Annotated in this window: 15 protein-coding genes; 10 read left to right on the top strand and 5 right to left on the bottom strand. The window is 68.9% G+C overall.

Annotated features, from left to right (window positions below; translation table 11 throughout):
- Positions 1 to 30 precede the first annotated feature (30 nt).
- On the top strand, positions 31 to 1,035 hold the full coding sequence (locus ABZ406_RS16425) for a hypothetical protein (RefSeq protein WP_357761685.1): 1,005 nt from the start codon (positions 31 to 33) through the stop codon (positions 1,033 to 1,035).
- Between the two features lie 97 nt (positions 1,036 to 1,132).
- Here the strand turns inward: ABZ406_RS16425 and ABZ406_RS16420 are convergent, their stop codons facing one another.
- Both ABZ406_RS16420 and ABZ406_RS16415 read right to left on the bottom strand, forming a co-directional pair.
- The gene (locus ABZ406_RS16420; RefSeq protein ID WP_357761682.1) at positions 1,133 to 1,534 is read right to left on the bottom strand and encodes a hypothetical protein; all 402 of its coding nucleotides are present in this window, start codon (positions 1,532 to 1,534) and stop codon (positions 1,133 to 1,135) included.
- Complete coding sequence (locus ABZ406_RS16415; RefSeq protein WP_357761679.1) at positions 1,531 to 1,959, bottom strand: hypothetical protein; 429 nt, start codon at positions 1,957 to 1,959, stop codon at positions 1,531 to 1,533. Before ABZ406_RS16415 ends, ABZ406_RS16420 begins: the two co-directional genes overlap by 4 nt.
- An 82-nt stretch (positions 1,960 to 2,041) precedes the next feature.
- Here ABZ406_RS16415 and ABZ406_RS16410 point away from each other — a divergent pair, with 82 nt between their 5' ends.
- Entirely contained in the window at positions 2,042 to 2,659 is a 618-nt protein-coding gene (locus tag ABZ406_RS16410; protein WP_357761676.1) for a TetR/AcrR family transcriptional regulator, read from the top strand.
- Positions 2,660 to 2,668: 9 nt separating this feature from the next.
- On the opposite strand, the gene ABZ406_RS16405 is transcribed toward ABZ406_RS16410, so the two are convergent.
- Entirely contained in the window at positions 2,669 to 3,553 is an 885-nt protein-coding gene (locus ABZ406_RS16405; RefSeq protein WP_357761673.1) for a CDP-diacylglycerol diphosphatase, read from the bottom strand.
- A gap of 139 nt (positions 3,554 to 3,692) precedes the next feature.
- Between ABZ406_RS16405 and ABZ406_RS16400 the strand changes: the two genes are divergently transcribed.
- On the top strand, positions 3,693 to 4,007 hold the full coding sequence (locus tag ABZ406_RS16400; protein WP_357761669.1) for a chorismate mutase: 315 nt from the start codon (positions 3,693 to 3,695) through the stop codon (positions 4,005 to 4,007).
- Positions 4,008 to 4,011: 4 nt separating this feature from the next.
- Here the strand turns inward: ABZ406_RS16400 and ABZ406_RS16395 are convergent, their stop codons facing one another.
- Positions 4,012 to 4,854, bottom strand: a complete 843-nt coding sequence (locus tag ABZ406_RS16395; RefSeq protein ID WP_357761666.1) for an IclR family transcriptional regulator — start codon at positions 4,852 to 4,854, stop codon at positions 4,012 to 4,014.
- A gap of 131 nt (positions 4,855 to 4,985) precedes the next feature.
- On the opposite strand from ABZ406_RS16395, the gene ABZ406_RS16390 reads away from it, so the two are divergent.
- Both ABZ406_RS16390 and ABZ406_RS16385 read left to right on the top strand, forming a co-directional pair.
- Complete coding sequence (locus ABZ406_RS16390) at positions 4,986 to 6,194, top strand: fumarylacetoacetate hydrolase family protein (RefSeq protein ID WP_357761663.1); 1,209 nt, start codon at positions 4,986 to 4,988, stop codon at positions 6,192 to 6,194.
- Positions 6,191 to 7,708 (top strand): aldehyde dehydrogenase (NADP(+)), encoded by a 1,518-nt coding sequence (locus ABZ406_RS16385; RefSeq protein ID WP_357761660.1) that lies wholly within the window; start codon positions 6,191 to 6,193, stop codon positions 7,706 to 7,708. The genes ABZ406_RS16390 and ABZ406_RS16385 overlap by 4 nt, the downstream gene beginning before the upstream one ends.
- 359 nt (positions 7,709 to 8,067) lie before the next feature.
- Here the strand turns inward: ABZ406_RS16385 and ABZ406_RS16380 are convergent, their stop codons facing one another.
- The gene (locus ABZ406_RS16380) at positions 8,068 to 9,543 is read right to left on the bottom strand and encodes an alpha-N-arabinofuranosidase (RefSeq protein WP_357761657.1); all 1,476 of its coding nucleotides are present in this window, start codon (positions 9,541 to 9,543) and stop codon (positions 8,068 to 8,070) included.
- Between the two features lie 645 nt (positions 9,544 to 10,188).
- Here ABZ406_RS16380 and ABZ406_RS16375 point away from each other — a divergent pair.
- The 5 genes from ABZ406_RS16375 to ABZ406_RS16355 all read left to right on the top strand — a co-directional run bounded on the left by ABZ406_RS16375 (position 10,189) and on the right by ABZ406_RS16355 (position 16,826).
- Positions 10,189 to 11,211, top strand: a complete 1,023-nt coding sequence (locus tag ABZ406_RS16375) for a LacI family DNA-binding transcriptional regulator (protein ID WP_357761654.1) — start codon at positions 10,189 to 10,191, stop codon at positions 11,209 to 11,211.
- A 90-nt stretch (positions 11,212 to 11,301) separates the two neighbouring features.
- Complete coding sequence (locus ABZ406_RS16370; protein ID WP_357761651.1) at positions 11,302 to 13,485, top strand: alpha/beta hydrolase-fold protein; 2,184 nt, start codon at positions 11,302 to 11,304, stop codon at positions 13,483 to 13,485.
- 102 nt (positions 13,486 to 13,587) lie between these two features.
- Positions 13,588 to 14,928: an extracellular solute-binding protein gene (locus tag ABZ406_RS16365; RefSeq protein ID WP_357761648.1), complete on the top strand. Its 1,341-nt coding sequence runs from the start codon at positions 13,588 to 13,590 to the stop codon at positions 14,926 to 14,928.
- Between the two features lie 72 nt (positions 14,929 to 15,000).
- On the top strand, positions 15,001 to 15,942 hold the full coding sequence (locus ABZ406_RS16360) for a sugar ABC transporter permease (RefSeq protein ID WP_357761645.1): 942 nt from the start codon (positions 15,001 to 15,003) through the stop codon (positions 15,940 to 15,942).
- Positions 15,942 to 16,826: a carbohydrate ABC transporter permease gene (locus ABZ406_RS16355; protein WP_357761643.1), complete on the top strand. Its 885-nt coding sequence runs from the start codon at positions 15,942 to 15,944 to the stop codon at positions 16,824 to 16,826. The genes ABZ406_RS16360 and ABZ406_RS16355 overlap by 1 nt, the downstream gene beginning before the upstream one ends.
- Positions 16,827 to 16,834 lie beyond the last annotated feature (8 nt).

The raw sequence follows: 16,834 nt of genomic DNA, 5'->3' as shown, positions 1-16,834 counted from the left end.
CCACCGACAACGCAGTGAGTGAGGACAGAAATGCGCAAGAGAACGATGACAGTTGCCGTCGCGGTCGCCGCGGCGGGGATCGGCCTCGTGACTGTCGTACCGTCGAACGCCGCACCGGCCACTACCGCGCCAGCCCGCACCGTCGGGCCGCCCCGAGCGTCGGCGGCGCCGGTGCCCTCGCGGATCGCGGTCCACTTCGACCTGGCAGCGGGGCAACTGCCGGAGAACATCGCGCTCGGCCCGAACGGCACCGCCTACGTCACCTTCGCGGCCGCCCGACAGGTCGCGGCGGTCACCCCGTCCGGCGGCACGCGGATCCTGGCAACCCTGCCGGCCCCCGCCGATGGCGGCGTCAACACGCCGGTGCTCGCCTTCGCGCTCACCACGGGCATCGTCCGAATGAGTGACGGCACCGTCTACTTCCTCTACGCGAGCGGCGAGGCCGACAGCACGGGGCTGTACCGACTCCGCCCCGGCGGGGCCCCGCACCGCATCGCGGCCCTGCCGGCCGACGGGCTCCCCAACGGCCTGGCGTTCGACGCGCGGACAAGGAGGTTCTACCTCACCGACTCAGTGCTCGGCACGATCTCGACGGTTCCCCTGGAGGGCGGTCGTGCCGAGGTCTGGTCCTCGGCACCACAACTCGCCGCGGCGGGGTTCCTCGGCGCCAACGGCATCAAGGTACGCGCCGACGCGATCTGGGCGACGAACCTCGACCACGGCACGCTGTTGCGCATTCCGGTGCGGCACGGCCGACCAGGGCCGGTCCGGGTGGCGGCGACCGGTCTGGTCGGCATCGACGACTTCGACTTCGCCGGCGTCGGTGACGAACAGATCATTGCCACGCTGAACGGACCGAACACGGTGGTGAGCATCGACGCGGCGGGTCGTTCCCGGACGCTGATGACCGCCGCCGACGGGTTGCAGAACCCGACCTCGGTGGCCGTGCGCGGTCGCACCGTCTACGTGCTCAGTGCCGCGTACACCACTGGCGTCGACCCCAACCTGGCGTTGGCCACACTGCCGCTGCGCTGACTCGTTCCCTCGATACTGAGCGCGAGGGTCGCCCGCCGCCGTCGGTTGACGGCGACGGGCGACCCGTCGCTGTGCGCACCTGCCGGGGGAGAAGCGGTCACGGCGTGGGCCGGAGGTGCTGCCGCTCGCTCGGTGACCCGTTGGGCCCACTCGGACGCCGGCGGCCGAGGTGGAAGGCGGTGGCGGCGGCCAGCGCGGCCACCACGATCAGCGCGGCGAAGACCGGGTGCATGTCCTTGGACAGGCTCGGGGCGCGGTCGGGCCCGATGGCCCAGAGGATCAGCGGGGTGGCGTACGCGGTGGCAAGAGCGATGGTCCAGCGGCGTAGCCCGCGGAGGTGGGCGCGCCGCAGGCTGACCATCAGCGCGAGGGTGACCGGGACGATCGCCAGCATGGCGAACTGGCCGACGACCAGGACCGGGACCGCCCAGATCGAGATGACGACGGTTCGGTCCGCGCGCCGGGTTGGTGAGGTGGAGGGCATCGTGGTCTCCGTCATCGGGTCGGGTTGGTGGTCGTGGGACGCCACGCCAACCAGCCGCGGCAGAGCACGTAGGCAGCCGCGACGACGGCGACGAGTCCGAAGTCGATGACTGCCGACAGTCGGGCTTCGGGAACGTCTCCGATCAGCGCGCCGAACACGACGAGCGCGGCCTTGCCGGCGAGCACGATCTCCCAGACACCTGCCGCCTGCCGCGGCCTGACCGCGAGCAGGGCGAACAGCGCGGCGAAGATGCCGAAGCTGGAGACTCGCCAGCCTTCGATGAACAGGCGGTCGTCGCTCGCGCTGAGGGTCAGCAGCACGCCGTTGACGAATGCGACGCCGGTGGCGAGGGACGCCAGGGCTGCCAGCCCTCGCCCGACGAGGTCGGCGTGGTGGGAGGGGGCGGCGCTGTCGGCCCGGGTAGCGGTCACTGCTGTCATGGGATGCTCCATCCTGAGAAAACGACCGTGAACTTACAGTCGTTAACTTACGCGCTCGACTAACACCTGTAAAGTCAGCGAGGTGACCACACCGAGAACGCGGGCCCGCAACAGGCGCGGCGAAGGCGCCCAGCTGCGCGACGAGATCGTCGACGCCGCGATGACGCTGCTCGAGGACGGCGACGGGCAGAACGTCACCCTGCGGGGGATCGCCCGACAGGCCGGCATCTCCGCGCCGTCGATCTATCCGCACTTTCCGGACCTGGACTCCATCCTGCTGGCGGTCGCGCAACGTGCGTTCGGCATCCTCGAACGGGAGCTGAGCGCGCCGGATGACGCGGATCCGGTCGAGCGCCTACGCGCCATCTGCACCGCCTACCTGACCTTCGCCGAAGGCCGACCCCACCAGTACCGGATGATGTTCGGCGCCGCCTGGAACGCCGCGCAGGCCCTGGACCGGTCCCCGGCCATGGCGGACGAGCTCAGCGTGCTCGGTATGGGAGCCTTCGAGATCTTCCGGCGTACGCTCGCCGACTGCGTCACGGCGGGACGATCGACAAGCGCGGACCCGTTCCGCGACGCGGCGGCGCTCTGGGTCGGGCTGCACGGATTCGCCCAGCTCCAGGTGGCGGCGCCGCTGTTCCCGTGGCCGCCGGAGTTGCGCGACTCCATCGTCGACCGGATGGCGCTGCTTGCCTGAGCGGACTGCTCAGGCGTACGCGAGCAGGAAGTCGACGGTGCCCGTACCGCCGGGTTGGCCGGGCGGGACGGGCAGGCCGGGCTCGCTGTTCAGAACATAGAATCCGCCGCTGCCGACCAGGCGGGGGGTCACGGCCAGGATCTGCGCCGCCATGGTGGTCCCGGTCGGACGCACCACGTTGTCCAGCAGGAGCCGGAAGAGGTTCCCGTTCAGGTTCGCGACGTGCAGCACGCGGTACGAGCGCGGAGCGGGCTGGCCCGTGCTGGTCAGGCCCCAGATCGGCACGATCTGGTTTCGCCACCGCGAGGGGTTGTTGCTGATCGCAATGTCGTGGCTGTTCAGTTGCGTCTGGATTCCGGAGTGGATGCCGGCCAGGTGGATGTGCAGCTGGTCCTGCTGACGGATGGCCGGGTCCGCCGAGTTGACCCCCAGCCCGACGTGGGGGTAGACAACGTGCCCGGGCTGCCCCGGCTGGGCGTTGATCCACGCCTCCAGCCAGTAGTCCGGCGCGTTGGCGGTGGTGATGAACGGACACTCGATGCCGCTGATCCGGCAACTGGGCACGAGCAGGAAGTCGTGGTTGGACCCCGAACCTCCATTGAGGATGACGTAGGTGGGAGTCGTCCGCAGGCACTGGGGAAACGGTGGACCGGTCTTCGTGCCCGCGCAGACCTGGACCCGGTCCCACAGGTCGTACCTGCCGCCGGTGTCGGTGGGGTAACCGCACAGGGCCGAGGGTGTGGGGCAGGCCGTGGCACCCGGGCCACCGGGTGTCGGCGGGGAGGGCTGGGGGACCGGGCCGCCGTCAGCCGACACCCGATCAGCGCCGACCAGACCCAGCAGCCCGGTGGCGCCGGCGGTCCCGGAGATTCTGACGAACTGACGCCGTGGCATTCCGCCCATCGTCACCCTCCGTAATTGCCGCTCCGAGGCGAACATGAACGTGTCGAGATTAGGTTGAAAACGGGCATTCGGCCTGTCGGCCGGTGAACGGGTCGCCTGATCGTGTTGCCGTCGTGCGACGATTTCCGGCGTGGCAGAGACTGCGGCGACGCTGACTGAGATCCGCGCTCGGATCGACGAGCTGGATCGGGAACTGGTCGGACTGCTCGCCCGGCGGGAGGCGCTGGTCCGGCAGGCTGCTCCGCTCAAGAGCGACGGGCAGGCGGTCCGTGCGCCGGAGCGGGTGGCGCAGGTGGTGGCCCGGGTCCGCACCGCGGCGATCGAGGCCGGCGCCGATCCGGATCTGCTCGAACGGATCTACCGGGGCATGATCCAGGCCTTCATCGAGATGGAGACCGACGAGCACCACCGCCGCACCGGCGGGTCGACGCCGAGAGCGCGATGATCGGTCAGGTCGCGGGCCTGCTCTGACCGTCCGGGCTCGCCACGGAGGGCGGCGCGTAGCCGAGCTCGTGAGAAATCTTGTCGGCTGTCTCCAGTAGCAGCGGAAGGTTGCTCTTGAGCTGGTCGAGGTTGGCGATGACCTCGATCGCCGTGATCGAGGCGGCGGCGATGACCTTCCCCCGCGAATCCCTGATCGGCGCGGCCACGCACATCACGTAGGCGTCGTGCTCGCCGTTGTCGACGGCCCAGCCACAGTCGTGGATGCGGGTGAGTTCGGCTTCCAGGGCTGCGTGGTCGGTGAAGGTGGTCTCGGTGAATCGCTCGAAGACGACGTGGGAGAGCAGACGGTCGCGTTCCTGCCGGGGAAGGTAGGCCAGGATCGTCTTGCCAACGGCGCTCGCGTAGATGGACACCGCGCGGCCCACCCGCGACGGCAGCTTGACGGCGTCGAACGCCGGGCTGTCCACCTTGTCGATATAGATGATCTCGTCGCCGGTCAGTTGCGCCAGGTGTACGGTGTGGCCGGTCTCGTGTTGCAGTGCGCGCAGGTGCGCGGCGGCGGGCTGGCGGAGGTCCATCGAGCCGAGCGCGAGCTCGGACAACTCGATCAGGCCGCTGCCGAGCACGTAGGTACCCGCGCCGGTCCGGCGGACGAAGCGCGCGGACTCCAGCGTCTGCAGGATGCGCAGGGCCGTGGACTTGTGGACGCCGAGCACGTCCGCGGCCTCGGTAAGGGACAGCGGGTGCTCCGCGGATCGACGGATGAGGTCGATCGCGCGGCGAATCGATTGCGCCACGGTTGTCTCTCCCCTCACGCGGCGGACAGCGGCGTCGCTGTCATTGCGCATTATGCAATGTAGATAACGCGATGCGCAATCATCGCTTGACACCGTTGCACATGACGCTACGATCGTTGCAATTTCATCGCCATGACGTCATCTCGTAACAGTGGAGCAGCGATGGGTAGCAAGGGCGACTCATGACCGTGCCGCGGCCCCGAGTGCTGGCCGCGGACGCGGACTGGGTGGGTACTGCCGCCGAGGCGTTGCCGGACGACGCGGGCAGTGTTCTCATCGGACGGATCTGGGACCCGTCCGGCGAAGGGCCCTCGCCGGTGACCGTCCGCGACGGCGCGGTGATCGACATCAGCCACCGCTTCCCGACCGTCCGCGACATCTGCGAGCTGCCCGATCCCGCCGCGACAGTGGCCGGGCTCGACGGGCCGAGGGTGGGGGACTTCGGGGAGATCCTGGCCAACACGGGGGTCGCGACCCGAGACCGTGGCCGCCCGTGGTTGCTCGCCCCGGTCGACCTCCAGGCGCTCAAGGCCGCCGGGGTGACCTTCCCGATCTCCATGATCGAGCGGGTGATCGAGGAACGGGCGCGGGGAGACCTGGCGCTGGCCGCGGACATCCGGCAGCGCATGCTCGCCGACGTCGGCGTGGACCTGCACAGCCTGGAGGCAGGGTCACCGGAGGCGGAGCGGCTCAAGCGCCTGCTGGTCGCCGAGGGCCTGTGGAGCCAGTACCTGGAAGTGGGTATCGGCCCGGACGCGGAGATCTTCACCAAGGGGCAGGTCCTCTCCGCCGTCGGCACCGCCGTTCCGGTCGGCGTGCTCGCCGCGTCGACCTGGAACAACCCGGAGCCCGAGGTCACGCTCGTCGTCCAGTCCAGCGGTCGGATCGTCGGCGCCACACTCGGCAACGACGTGAACCTGCGCGACATCGAGGGCCGTTCGGCGCTCCTGCTTCCCCTGGCGAAGGACAACAACGCCTCCTGCGCCCTCGGCCCCCTGATCCGGCTCTTCGACGACTGGTTCGACCTGGACCGGGTCCGCGACCTCGAGGTCCGCCTGGAGGTCAGCGGCGTGGACGGCTTCCACCTGGAGGCGGTCTCGGAGATGACCCAGATGTCGCGTGACCCGGAGGAACTGGTCCGGCAGTTGATCGGACCGCACCACCACTACCCCGATGGTGCCGCCCTGATGCTCGGCACCATGTTCGCGCCCATCCAGGACCGGGATCGCCCCGGTGAGGGTTTCACCCACAAGGTCGACGACGTGGTGCGGATCAGCTGCCCCCCGCTCGGCACCCTGGTCAACCGGGTACGGCACGCCGAAGAGTGCGAGCCCTGGAACTTCGGCGTCCGCGATCTGATGGGCAACCTGGCGAGAAGAGGACTGCTGTGAACGTCGTCAACACTGTCGATCCGCGCGACGGAACGCGTCGCGCGACGGACCTCACCGAGACCGACGAGTCTCGGCTGGAGGTCGTCGCCGATCGGGCCTCGACCGCCGCCCAGTGGCTGACCGCCCGCGGGAGGCTCGGCCGCGCGGAGTTGCTGGACGCGATCGCCGCGTCGCTGGAGTCCCGCCGGGCGGATCTGGTCGGGGCCGCCGAAGCCGAGACCGGGCTGAGCCACGCTCGGCTCGACGGGGAACTCACCCGCTCGGCGCTCCAGTTCCGGATGTTCGGCGAGGTGCTGCGCGACGGGGCGTACGTCGAGGCGACGATCGACCACGCCGCCGACACACCGCTCGGACGCGGCCCGGACCTGCGGCGGATGCTCGTACCCCTCGGGCCGGTAGCCGTCTTCGGGGCCAGCAACTTCCCCTTTGCCTTCTCGGTCGCTGGCGGGGACACGGCTGCCGCGCTCGCCGCCGGGTGTCCGACCATCCTGAAGGCCCACCCGTCCCACCCGCTCACCTCGCACGCCTCCGCGGCGGCGATCGAATCGGCCGTCCGCGACCTCGGTGGGCCCGAGGGTGTCGTCGACATCGTGTACGGGGAGCAGGCCGGCCGCTCGCTCGTACGCCACCCGGCGATCAGGGCGGCCGCCCTGACCGGCTCGGTCAACGCCGCCCGCGCCATCCAGGCGGCCATCGACGAACGACCCGACCCCATTCCCCTGTACGCCGAACTGGGCAGCGTGAACCCGATCGTCATCCTGCCCGACGCGGCCACCACCCGGGGAGACCAGATCGCCGAAGGGCTGTTCGGATCCTTCACGAACTCGGGCGGTCAGCTGTGCACCAAGCCCGGCCTGGCGTTCGTCCCGTCGGATCCGGGTGGTGACCGCCTGGTCGACGCGCTGCGGGCGAGGGTCGACGCGTCAGGTGGCGCGGTCCTGCTCAACGAGCGGATCCGCGACGCGTACGAGAATCGGGCCACGGAGTTCGAGCGGGCCGGCGCCCGGGTCTCGGCGCGGCCCACCGTCGATTCCGGCGCGGGCTACACGGTGGCCCCGGCGCTCCTGGAGGTCGACCTCGCGGGCCTGACCACCGAGATCGCCGACGAGTGCTTCGGCCCGCTCCTGGTAGTGGTCCGGTACGACGACGCCGCCGACCTCGACGCCGCGCTGGCCACCGTTCCGCCGTCGCTCACCGGCTCACTGCACAGTGGGCCGGACGACGACGCCGACGTCGTACGCCGACTGGTCGACGTGCTCGCCGCCCGCGCGGGTCGCCTCGTCTTCGACGGCTACCCCACAGGTGTCCGGGTGTCCTGGGCCCAGCACCACGGTGGACCCTGGCCCTCGACGAACGCCGTGCACACGTCGGTGGGCGCCACGTCGATCCGACGGTTCCTCCGCCCGCTGGCGTGGCAGGACGCCCCGGCCTGGGTCCTCCCCGAGGAGTTGCGCGACGAGTGCACAGCCATTTCCCGGCGGGTCGACGGGAGGTTGCAACCGGCGGTCGCCTAACGCTTTTGCCGGTCTTTCCCGGGCGCGTTTCCGGGCGGCCGTGACTGGCGCGCGAATCCTTCTACGGCATGGATTGACGAAGAATTCGCGGGCCAGTCGTCCCGGCGACGAAGAAGCGCGCCCGACCCACATCAGGCGCAATTATCTGCTCCTGTCTGCCGGGCGAGTGAATAAACCAGCAAGACAATTCCTGGAGCTGTTTTCGCAGCAGGCGATGTTAGCGCTCGCGTGCTCTTTACCGGATCCCGCCCGGCGACGACCGCGTACTCCCCGGGGTGGGGAAGCCCCGGCCGCGCAGCCCTCGGTCCAGCCGGGGTGTGCGCGGCCGGGGGCGGCGGATCGGTGGCGCGGTCAGCCGGTCACGCAGTCGTGTCGATGGCGCGAAGCCGCAGCATCGTCCAGGACGCGGGCGGAAGGGTCAGCTCGACGCTGGCGTCGGCACCCCGTGCCGTGTCGTTCGGACGCGGCTCGGCGTGGTCCGGACCGTCGGCCGTGTTCTTGGCGTGCAGGTCGGTGCCGCCGACCGTGACGCACTCGATGATGTCGTCCACCTGGGCCCCGGTGATGTCGATCGTCACCCCGGCCGGCTCGTCGAGGGCGCGGTTGACCAGGAAGACGGTCATCTCGCCGGTGGTGTCGTCCCAGGTGGAGACCGCGTCGACCGCGTCGACCTCGCCGTATCGCTCGGTGGTCGTCGTGCTGCCGTCGCGCAGGACGTCCAGCACCGTGCCCTGGGCGTGCCGGGCGGTGCGGGCGAAGGGGTGGAAGATGGTCTGGCGCCAGGCCGCGCCACCCGTCTCGGTCATGATGGGGGCGATGACGTTCACCAGTTGTGCCTGGCAGGCCGCGCTCACCCGGTCGCTGTGCCGGAGCAGGCTGATCAGCAGGCCACCGACGACCACCGCGTCGGCCACGCTGTAGTGATCCTCCAGCAGTGGCGGCGCGAACGGCCAGTCCTCGCCGCTCGGCGGCGTGGACGGCGCGGCGGACTGGTACCACACGTTCCACTCGTCGAACGCGATCATGATCTTCTTGGTCGACCGGCGGATCGCGCCGACCGAGTCGGCGATGGCGGTGACGGCGTCGATGTACCTGTCCATGTCCTCGGCCGAGGCGAGGAAGCTGGCCAGATCGTCGTCGACCGGTTGGTAGTAGGCGTGCAGCGAGATCAGGTCGACGTCGTCGTACGCCTCGGTCAGCACGTCACGCTCCCAGCTGCCGAACGTCGGCATACCGAGGTGCGAGGAACCGCAGGCGACGAGTTCGAGATCGGGGTCGAAGCGGCGCATCGCCTTCGCGGTCTGCGCGGCGAGCCGCCCGTACTCGGTCGCGCTCCGCTGGCCCACCTGCCACGGGCCGTCCATCTCGTTGCCCAGGCACCACAGCCGGATCCCGTACGGGTCGACTGCGCCGTTGTCGCGGCGCTTGTCGGCGAGGTGACTCCCACCGCGGTGATTGGCGTACTCGAGCAGGTCGACAGCCTCGGCGGTGCCACGGGTGCCGAGGTTGACCGCCATGATCGGGTCGACGTCGGCCTTGGCGACCCAGCGCATGAACTCGTCGAGCCCGAACGCGTTGGTCTCCAGGCTGTGCCAGGCGAGGTCGAGCCTCGCCGGTCGTTCGTCGACCGGGCCGACACCGTCCTCCCAGCGGTAGGACGAGACGAAGTTGCCGCCCGGATAGCGCACCGTGGTGACGCCCAACTCGCGGACCAGCGCGAGGACGTCGCCCCGGAAGCCGTCGGCGTCGGCCGTCGGGTGCCCCGGCTCGTAGATTCCGTTGTAGACACAGCGACCCAGGTGCTCCACGAACGAGCCGAAGATCCGCCGCGGCACCGGAGCGACGCGTCGGCGGGGGTCCAGGGTCAGGCGGGCCGTGTGGACGACGTTCGGTGGCGCGCTGTCGAGGTGGGTGTTCAGGGCTGGCTCCCTTCGTGCGGGTCCGACGCGGAGGTCTGTGCCCGGGCGCCGGGACCGAGGGGTGGTGGAGGCGGTGTGAGCTCTGGACAAGGTGATCGTCTTCGATTACGTTGTCGATCTATGTAAACGTTACCGATCACGTTTACGTAAGGGAACACCTGGATCAATGTCTGGTCGGCGCACCCTCGGAGGGCCTGCCGCCCCGACCGGGGGGCGGACCCGGACCGGCCGACGTCCACGGTCCTACCGGAACCGCCGAGCTGCGGCAGATGTGATCGTTCACCCGGGTGCGGAAATGGTTCTTGACGGAGCGTGCCGTCCCGTTGTCGACGGGTAGCCTCGGCGCTGAAATCACCGCGCCGCGCGCGCTCGGAGTGGTAGCTGATTGCGTTGTCCGCAACGGCATCCGAGGGTCCACCGCGCCCTTGCGCGCCTCGGTTCGGCAGATCCTCCCCAGCGGTCGGTAAGGGCGAAGAGGTCTTGTGTTCGTAATCCTCCTCGGTTACGTTGGCAACACCCTGGAAACGTAACCGATAACGATTGCAGTCCAGAGAGAGCGGCATGATTGAAGTCAATGCGCCGGTGACAATGAGTGATGTCGCCCGAGCCGCAGGCGTTTCCACCGCCACCGTCTCGCGGGTCGTCAACGGGCATTACGGCGTCAGCGCTCGCACTGTCGCTCAGGTGCGCTCCGCCATCGAGCAGCTCGGCTACGAGTCGAGCCTGGTGGCCACCAGCCTCCGGCGCAGCCGCACCAACGTCCTGGGTCTCGTGGCGCACAGCTTCCAGTCGTACACGGCCGAGGTGCTCAAGGGCGTGATGAAGGCGCTGAGCCGCTCGGGCTTCGATCTGATCATCTATGCCAACAGCGACCTCTACGGGTCCTATTCGGAGGGCTGGGAGCAACGGCACCTGACCCGACTGTCGGGCACCCTGACCGACGGGTGCATCGTCGTCACGCCCTGGGGTGAGGTCCGGAGCCGGACTCCGGTCGTGGCCATCGACCCGGTGCGAGGCTCGACGGCGCCCTCGGTGATGGCCGACAACCTCGCCGGCGCCACCACCGCCGTCGAGCACCTGCTCGGCCTGGGTCACCGGCGCATCGGGTTCATCGCCGGCCGCGACAGTCTCGCCTCGGCGTGGTCGCGGGAGGAAGGCTACCGGGCCGCGCTGACACACGCCGGGGTTCCGGTCGACCCGACGCTCATCGGCCGGGGGGATTTCAACCCGGAGTCGGCGACGCCCCTGGCGCGCGTCCTGCTGCAACGACCGGACCCGCCGTCGGCGATCTTCGCGGCGAGCGACGGGATGGCCCTCAAGGTGCTCGAGGTCGCGAGGGAGCTGGGGTTCTCCGTGCCGGAGGACCTGTCCGTCGTCGGGTTCGACAACATCCCCGAGTCGGCATTGACCGAGCCGGGCCTGACCACTGTGGACCAGTCGATGTACCAGCTCGGGTATGAAGCGGCCCGGATGCTGAAGTCACTGGTGACCGGCGAGTGGGACGAGCCCCGCCAGATCGTGCTTCCGACCAGTCTCGTCGTGCGCAGCTCGTCGGCGCCACCGAAGAGTGCGGCAGCGATCTGAAGGAGGTGCACGCAGCACACGGCAGATCACCGTTGAGTTGAGCCGGTCAGTCGGGTCGCGTCCGCTGCCGGCACCTGAAAGGAGTGGAGTGTGACTACCGCACATTATCACTGGCGCTTGCGCCGTCCGGGCGTACGTCGGCGGCTCTCGGCGGCGTTCACCGCCGGGGTCATCGCCACCGCGGCCGTGCTGCTCGCGCCGCAACCAGCGGAGGCGGCCACCCCGTGGCTGGACGTCTCCGCGGACCGCTACGCCACGTTCGCCGTCCCGGCGGCGTACGTCCAGGAGAACCTGGGCACCGTCTCGCAGGTCGTCGTCGAGGGCAACTTCGGCCCGTCGGCCAGTTGGGCGGAGTTCGGCCTGACCCGCCGGGGGGACGTGTGGTCGGGTGTCCTCGGCGCGCTGGAGCCGGGGCTGTACAACTACCAGCTCACCGCCGACGACACCAAGACCATCAAGGACCCGACGAACAGCGCGGGTGTCGCGTCCAACCCGCTCCTGAGCACCTTCCTCGTCGCGGGTGACTCGGCCCGGTGGCTCGTCGACGCCCCGGCCGGCACCGGTGGCAGGATCGAGACGCTGACCTACCGCACCAGGAACGCGCAGCGCTCGGCACTGGTCTGGACGCCACCGGGTTACGCGGCCAAGAGCCCGAAGGGGCACCCGGCGCTCTTCCTGCAGTCGGGCGACGGTCTGGCCACCACCGACTGGCTCGATCTCGGTCGCACCAGGCAGATCCTCGACAACCTCTCGGCCACCGGCGCGATGAGCCCGATGGTCGTGGTGATCAACGACGCGGACGTCTCGGACGCCAGAGAGTTGAAGGATCTCCGCAAGGCGGTCACCGACAACTACCGGGTCCTTCGCGATCCGGCGCACCAGGCGATCGCCGGCGTCTCCGGCGGCGGCACGCAGGCGCTGCGAGCCGCGCTCACCAAGCCGGGTCAGTTCGGCCACGTCGGGTGGTTCTCGGGTACGTCGGCCCCCGCGATCGACCGGAAGGACGCCAGGGCGATCAACCGCAGCGTCACGCTGCTGCGCCTGTACACCGGCAACGTCACTGACCCCTCGTACAACACCACCTACCGACTGACGAAGGCGTTGGCCCGCGCCGACGTCCGGTTCGAGTTCGACGGGGTCAACCCGGACGGCGGCGCGACCTGGACCACCTGGCAGGAGAACCTCGTCGACTTCGTGCCGCGCTTGTTCCGGCACGTGCAGGACCACGGGCCGAGCCCGGGTCACACGCGGCTCAAGGGGGAGTTCGCGCCGCCGCCGGCCGGCACGACCCCGACGCCCTTCGTGAACGAGGACGGGTTCGTCACCTTCGAGACGACCACCGACTTCGCTGACGCCCAGCACGTCACGGTCTGGGCGAACGTCGCTCCGGGCGGCAGTTGGCTGCGCCTGCCGCTGTCCCGCGACGGGGACCGGTGGCGGGCCACTGTGGGCCCGCTGAAGCCGTGGTTCTACTACTACCGACTGATCGTGGACCGGGTTCCGTTCAAGGACACCTCGAACACGACGTCGGTGACCACCGAGCCGATGTGGAGCACCTTCTTCATCCCCGGCCCGGGCGCCCGACTGCTGTTGGACGTGCCCGCCGGTCAGGGCGGGAGGGTCGAGAGCATGACCTACGCCAGCTCGGTGGCGGGTCAGGACCGCACCGCGCTGGTGTGGACCCCACCCGGGTACGACAAGGACCGGGAGCAGCCGTACCCGGTTCTCTACCTGCAGCACGGTGGCGGTCAGAACTACACCGACTGGGTCGAGATGGGCCGCGCCAAGCAGATCCTCGACCACCAGTTCCTCGACGGCGACCTCACGCCCATGGTCGTCGTGATGGGCAACGGCAACTCGTCGAACTTCAACAGGGAGTTGCGGGAGAACATCGTCCCGACGGCCCGATCCCGCTACCACGTCTCCAGCGACCCGTCCCAGCAGGCCCTCGCCGGCCTGTCGATGGGTGGCGGGCAGGCGTTCGGGGTGCTCAAGGCATACCCGGGCGAGTTCGCCTACGTGGCGGCCTTCTCGGCCGGATTCGGCAGCAGCACCGGCGTCGACGCGGCGGCGATCAACAACGGCACCACGATGCTGCGGGTGTACGTCGGTGACCAGACCGACTTCGTGTACCCGAGCTTCATGGCCTCGCTGACCACGATGGACAACCTCGGTATCCGCTACGAGTTCGACGGGGTCACCCCCGGACCGCACGGCTGGGACGTGTGGCAGAAGAACCTCATCGACCTGGCGCCCCGTCTGTTCAAGCGCTAGGAGCCTTGACCGGCGACGCCACCGGAGCACGGCTTCCTGCCCCGGTGGCGCCCGCCAGCGCATGGATGCTGTGCACCGCCATCGCCGAAGGGAACCATCTCAATGAAGAGAAGACGAATACTCGCCGCCGTAGCCGTGCTCGCGGTGGGAGGCGGCCTCGTCGCCTGCTCCTCCGACGAGGGCGGCAGCGACGCGAGCAACTGCACGAACACCATCGCCAAGAAGGACCTGCCGGTGGTGACGATGTGGGGTTGGTACCCCAACACCCAACTCGTCGTCGACAACTTCAACAAGCTGAACAACGAGGTGCAGGTCTGCTGGACCAACGTCGGGCAGGGCGGCGACGAGTACGACAAGTTCCAGACGGCCATCTCGGCGGGCACCGGGGCGCCCGATGTGATCATGGTCGAGGCGGACCGCATCCCGACCTTCCAGATCCAGGGCGCGCTCGTCGACATCAAGAAGTACGGCTACGACGCGGTGAAGGCCAACTACAGCGAGGGCGCCTGGAAGGACGTGTCGGTCGGTGACGCGGTCTACGGCGTCCCGGTCGACGGCGGCCCGATGGGCATGATCTACCGCAAGGACATCTTCGACAAGTACAAGGTCACCCCACCGAAGACCTGGGCCGAGTACGAGCAGGCCGCGCAGAAGGTCAAGGACGCCGGCGGTCCGCTCTTCGGTGACCTCGGCGCGAACGTCCCGGCGGTGATGATGGCGCTCCAGATCCAGAAGGGCGCCACGCCCTTCAGCTTCGATCCGGCGCAGCCCAAGGCGATCGGTGTGAAGCTCAACGACCAGGCGTCCAAGGACGTGCTGAACTACTGGGGTGGCCTGGCCAAGAAGGGCCTGGTCGGCACGCAGAACCAGTTCACCCCGGAGTACATCTCCGGCGTGATCAACGGCAACTACGCGACGTACATCTCGGCGGCGTGGGCGCCCGGCTATCTCACCGGCGCGGGCGTCGGCAAGGGCCAGGACACCGGCAAGTTCGCGGTGGCACCGCTGCCGCAGTGGGACCCGGCCAACCCGGTGCAGGTGAACTGGGGCGGGTCGGCGTTCTCGGTGACCAAGCAGGCGAAGAAACCGGAGTTGGCCGCGAAGGTCGCCTACGGGCTCTACGCCGACAAGGAGTCGCTGACCGACGGCTGGACCAACCAGGTCATCTTCCCGCTGAACCTCACGGCGCTCAAGGATCCCGCCTTCGTCGACCTGAAGGTGGCGTTCTTCGGCGGCCAGCAGGCGAACAAGGAGGTCTACGTTCCCGCCGCCGACGCCTACCAGGGCGTCCAGTACGCCCCCTTCGGCCAGTACTACCTCGACGCCATGGAGAAGCAGGTCAGCGAGGTCATCAAGGGGTCCGTCACCGGCTCGCAGGCTGCCGACCGGCTCCATGAGGACGTGGCGAAGTACGCCAAGGAACAAGGTTTCACCGTTCAGTGACCGGCGGGGTGGGCCGCGCCGGCACCGGGCGGCCCACCCTCCCCCCTCAGCGTCCACGTCCCGGAGACCAAGATGACATCCCTGACCGAGAAGCGCGCAGCGCGTACACCGCCCGAGACGCGCAAGATCCGTGGCAAGGTACACCTTCGCGAGCACCTGATGGGATGGCTCTTCGTCGGGCCGTTCGGGGTCGTGTTCCTGGCGTTCCTCATCGCGCCGCTGGCGTACGCGCTGTACCTCAGCCTCTTTCAGAAGAAGCTGATCGGCGGCACCAGCTTCGTCCTCTTCGACAACTACGTGAAGGCGTTCACCGACCCGAGCTTCCTGTCCGGCGCGTGGTTCGTCATCCGCTTCTCGCTCGTCTCGATCCCGGTACAGATCGTCATCGCGCTCGCGCTGGCGCTCATCCTGGACTCGGTGACCACCCTGTTCGCCCGCTTCTCCCGCCTCATGATCTTTCTCCCGTACGCGATCCCGACGGTCATCGGCGCGGTGATGTGGGGGTTCCTCTACAGCCGGGGCTTCGGCCCGCTCACCGACATCTTCGGGCTCTTCGGCGCCACCGCACCGGACTTCCTGGGCAGCGACCTGATCTTCTACGGGCTGCTCAACGTCGTCACCTGGCAGTGGGCCGGCTATTACATGATCATCCTGTACGCCGCCCTACAGGGCGTCGACCCGACGCTCTACGAGGCGGCCCGGATGGACGGTGCCGGGCGGTGGCAGATCGCGACGCGGATCAAGATCCCGCTGATCGCGCCCGCGCTGATTTTGATCCTGGTCTTCTCGCTCATCGGCACCCTGCAGTTCTTCAACGAACCGCAGATCCTGCGGTACCTCGCCGCGGGCACTATCGGCTCGGACTTCACACCGAACATGTACGCGTACCAGCAGGCGTTCTCCCTCGCCAACTTCAACTACGGCTCCGCGATCTCCTTCGCCCTCGGCGGGATCGTGTTCATCTGCGTGTACGCCTTCCTGTTCTTCACCCGCAAGCGGAGGAGCTTCCTCTGATGACCGATCACACGAGCGTCCGCGCAGGCGCCCGCCGACCGCAGCGCTACCTCCCTCTGCAGATCCTCCTCGGCTTCCTGGTGATCTATTTCCTCGTACCGTTCTGGTGGGTCATCGTCAACAGCTCCAAGGACGCGCCGGGCCTCTTCGGCGGCGGCAACACCCTCTGGTTCACCGACCACATCGACTACCTCGGGAACCTCAGGCAGCTCTTCACCTACGACGGTGGCATCTACCTGCGGTGGATCCTCAACTCCACGCTGTACGCCATCGCCGGCGGCATCGGCGCCACGGTCCTGGCCGTCATGGCCGGATACGGGTTCGCCAAGTACCGCTTCGCCGCCCGGCGCTTCAGCTTCGCCGTCGTGCTCGGCGCGCTGATGGTGCCCGCCACCGCCCTGGTCATCCCGACCTTCATCATGTTCTCCCGGCTGGGCCTCACGAACACGGTCTGGGCGGTGATCCTCCCGTCGTTGCTCAACCCGTTCGGCGTCTACCTGATGCACGTGTACGCGCGCGACGCGGTGCCCGACGAACTCCTCGACGCGGCACGGGTCGACGGCGCGGGGGAGGTGCGGACGTTCCTCCAGATCGCCCTTCCGCTGATGCGTCCCGCTGTGGTCACCGTGCTGCTGCTGTCGGCGGTGGCGTCCTGGAACAACTACTTCCTGCCACTGGCCATGCTCTCCGACAACCGGCTCTTCCCGGTCACCGTCGGTCTCGGCCTGTGGCAGGGCATCGCGTCCGCGAACAACGCGGGAGGTACGTCCCTGTGGAGCCTCATCATCCTGGGCTCCCTGGTCTCGGTGATCCCGCTGATCATCGCGTTCTTCAGCCTGCAACGACACTGGCGCGGCGGCCTCTCCGTCGGAGGTCTCCGGTAGGTCGCGCG

Origin of the sequence: Micromonospora sp. NPDC005710 (assembly GCF_040630995.1) — a bacterium.
Lineage (GTDB): Bacteria > Actinomycetota > Actinomycetes > Mycobacteriales > Micromonosporaceae > Micromonospora.
The sequence above is the reverse complement of the archived record's forward strand: the minus strand, read 5'-3'. Positions and strand labels throughout refer to the sequence as shown.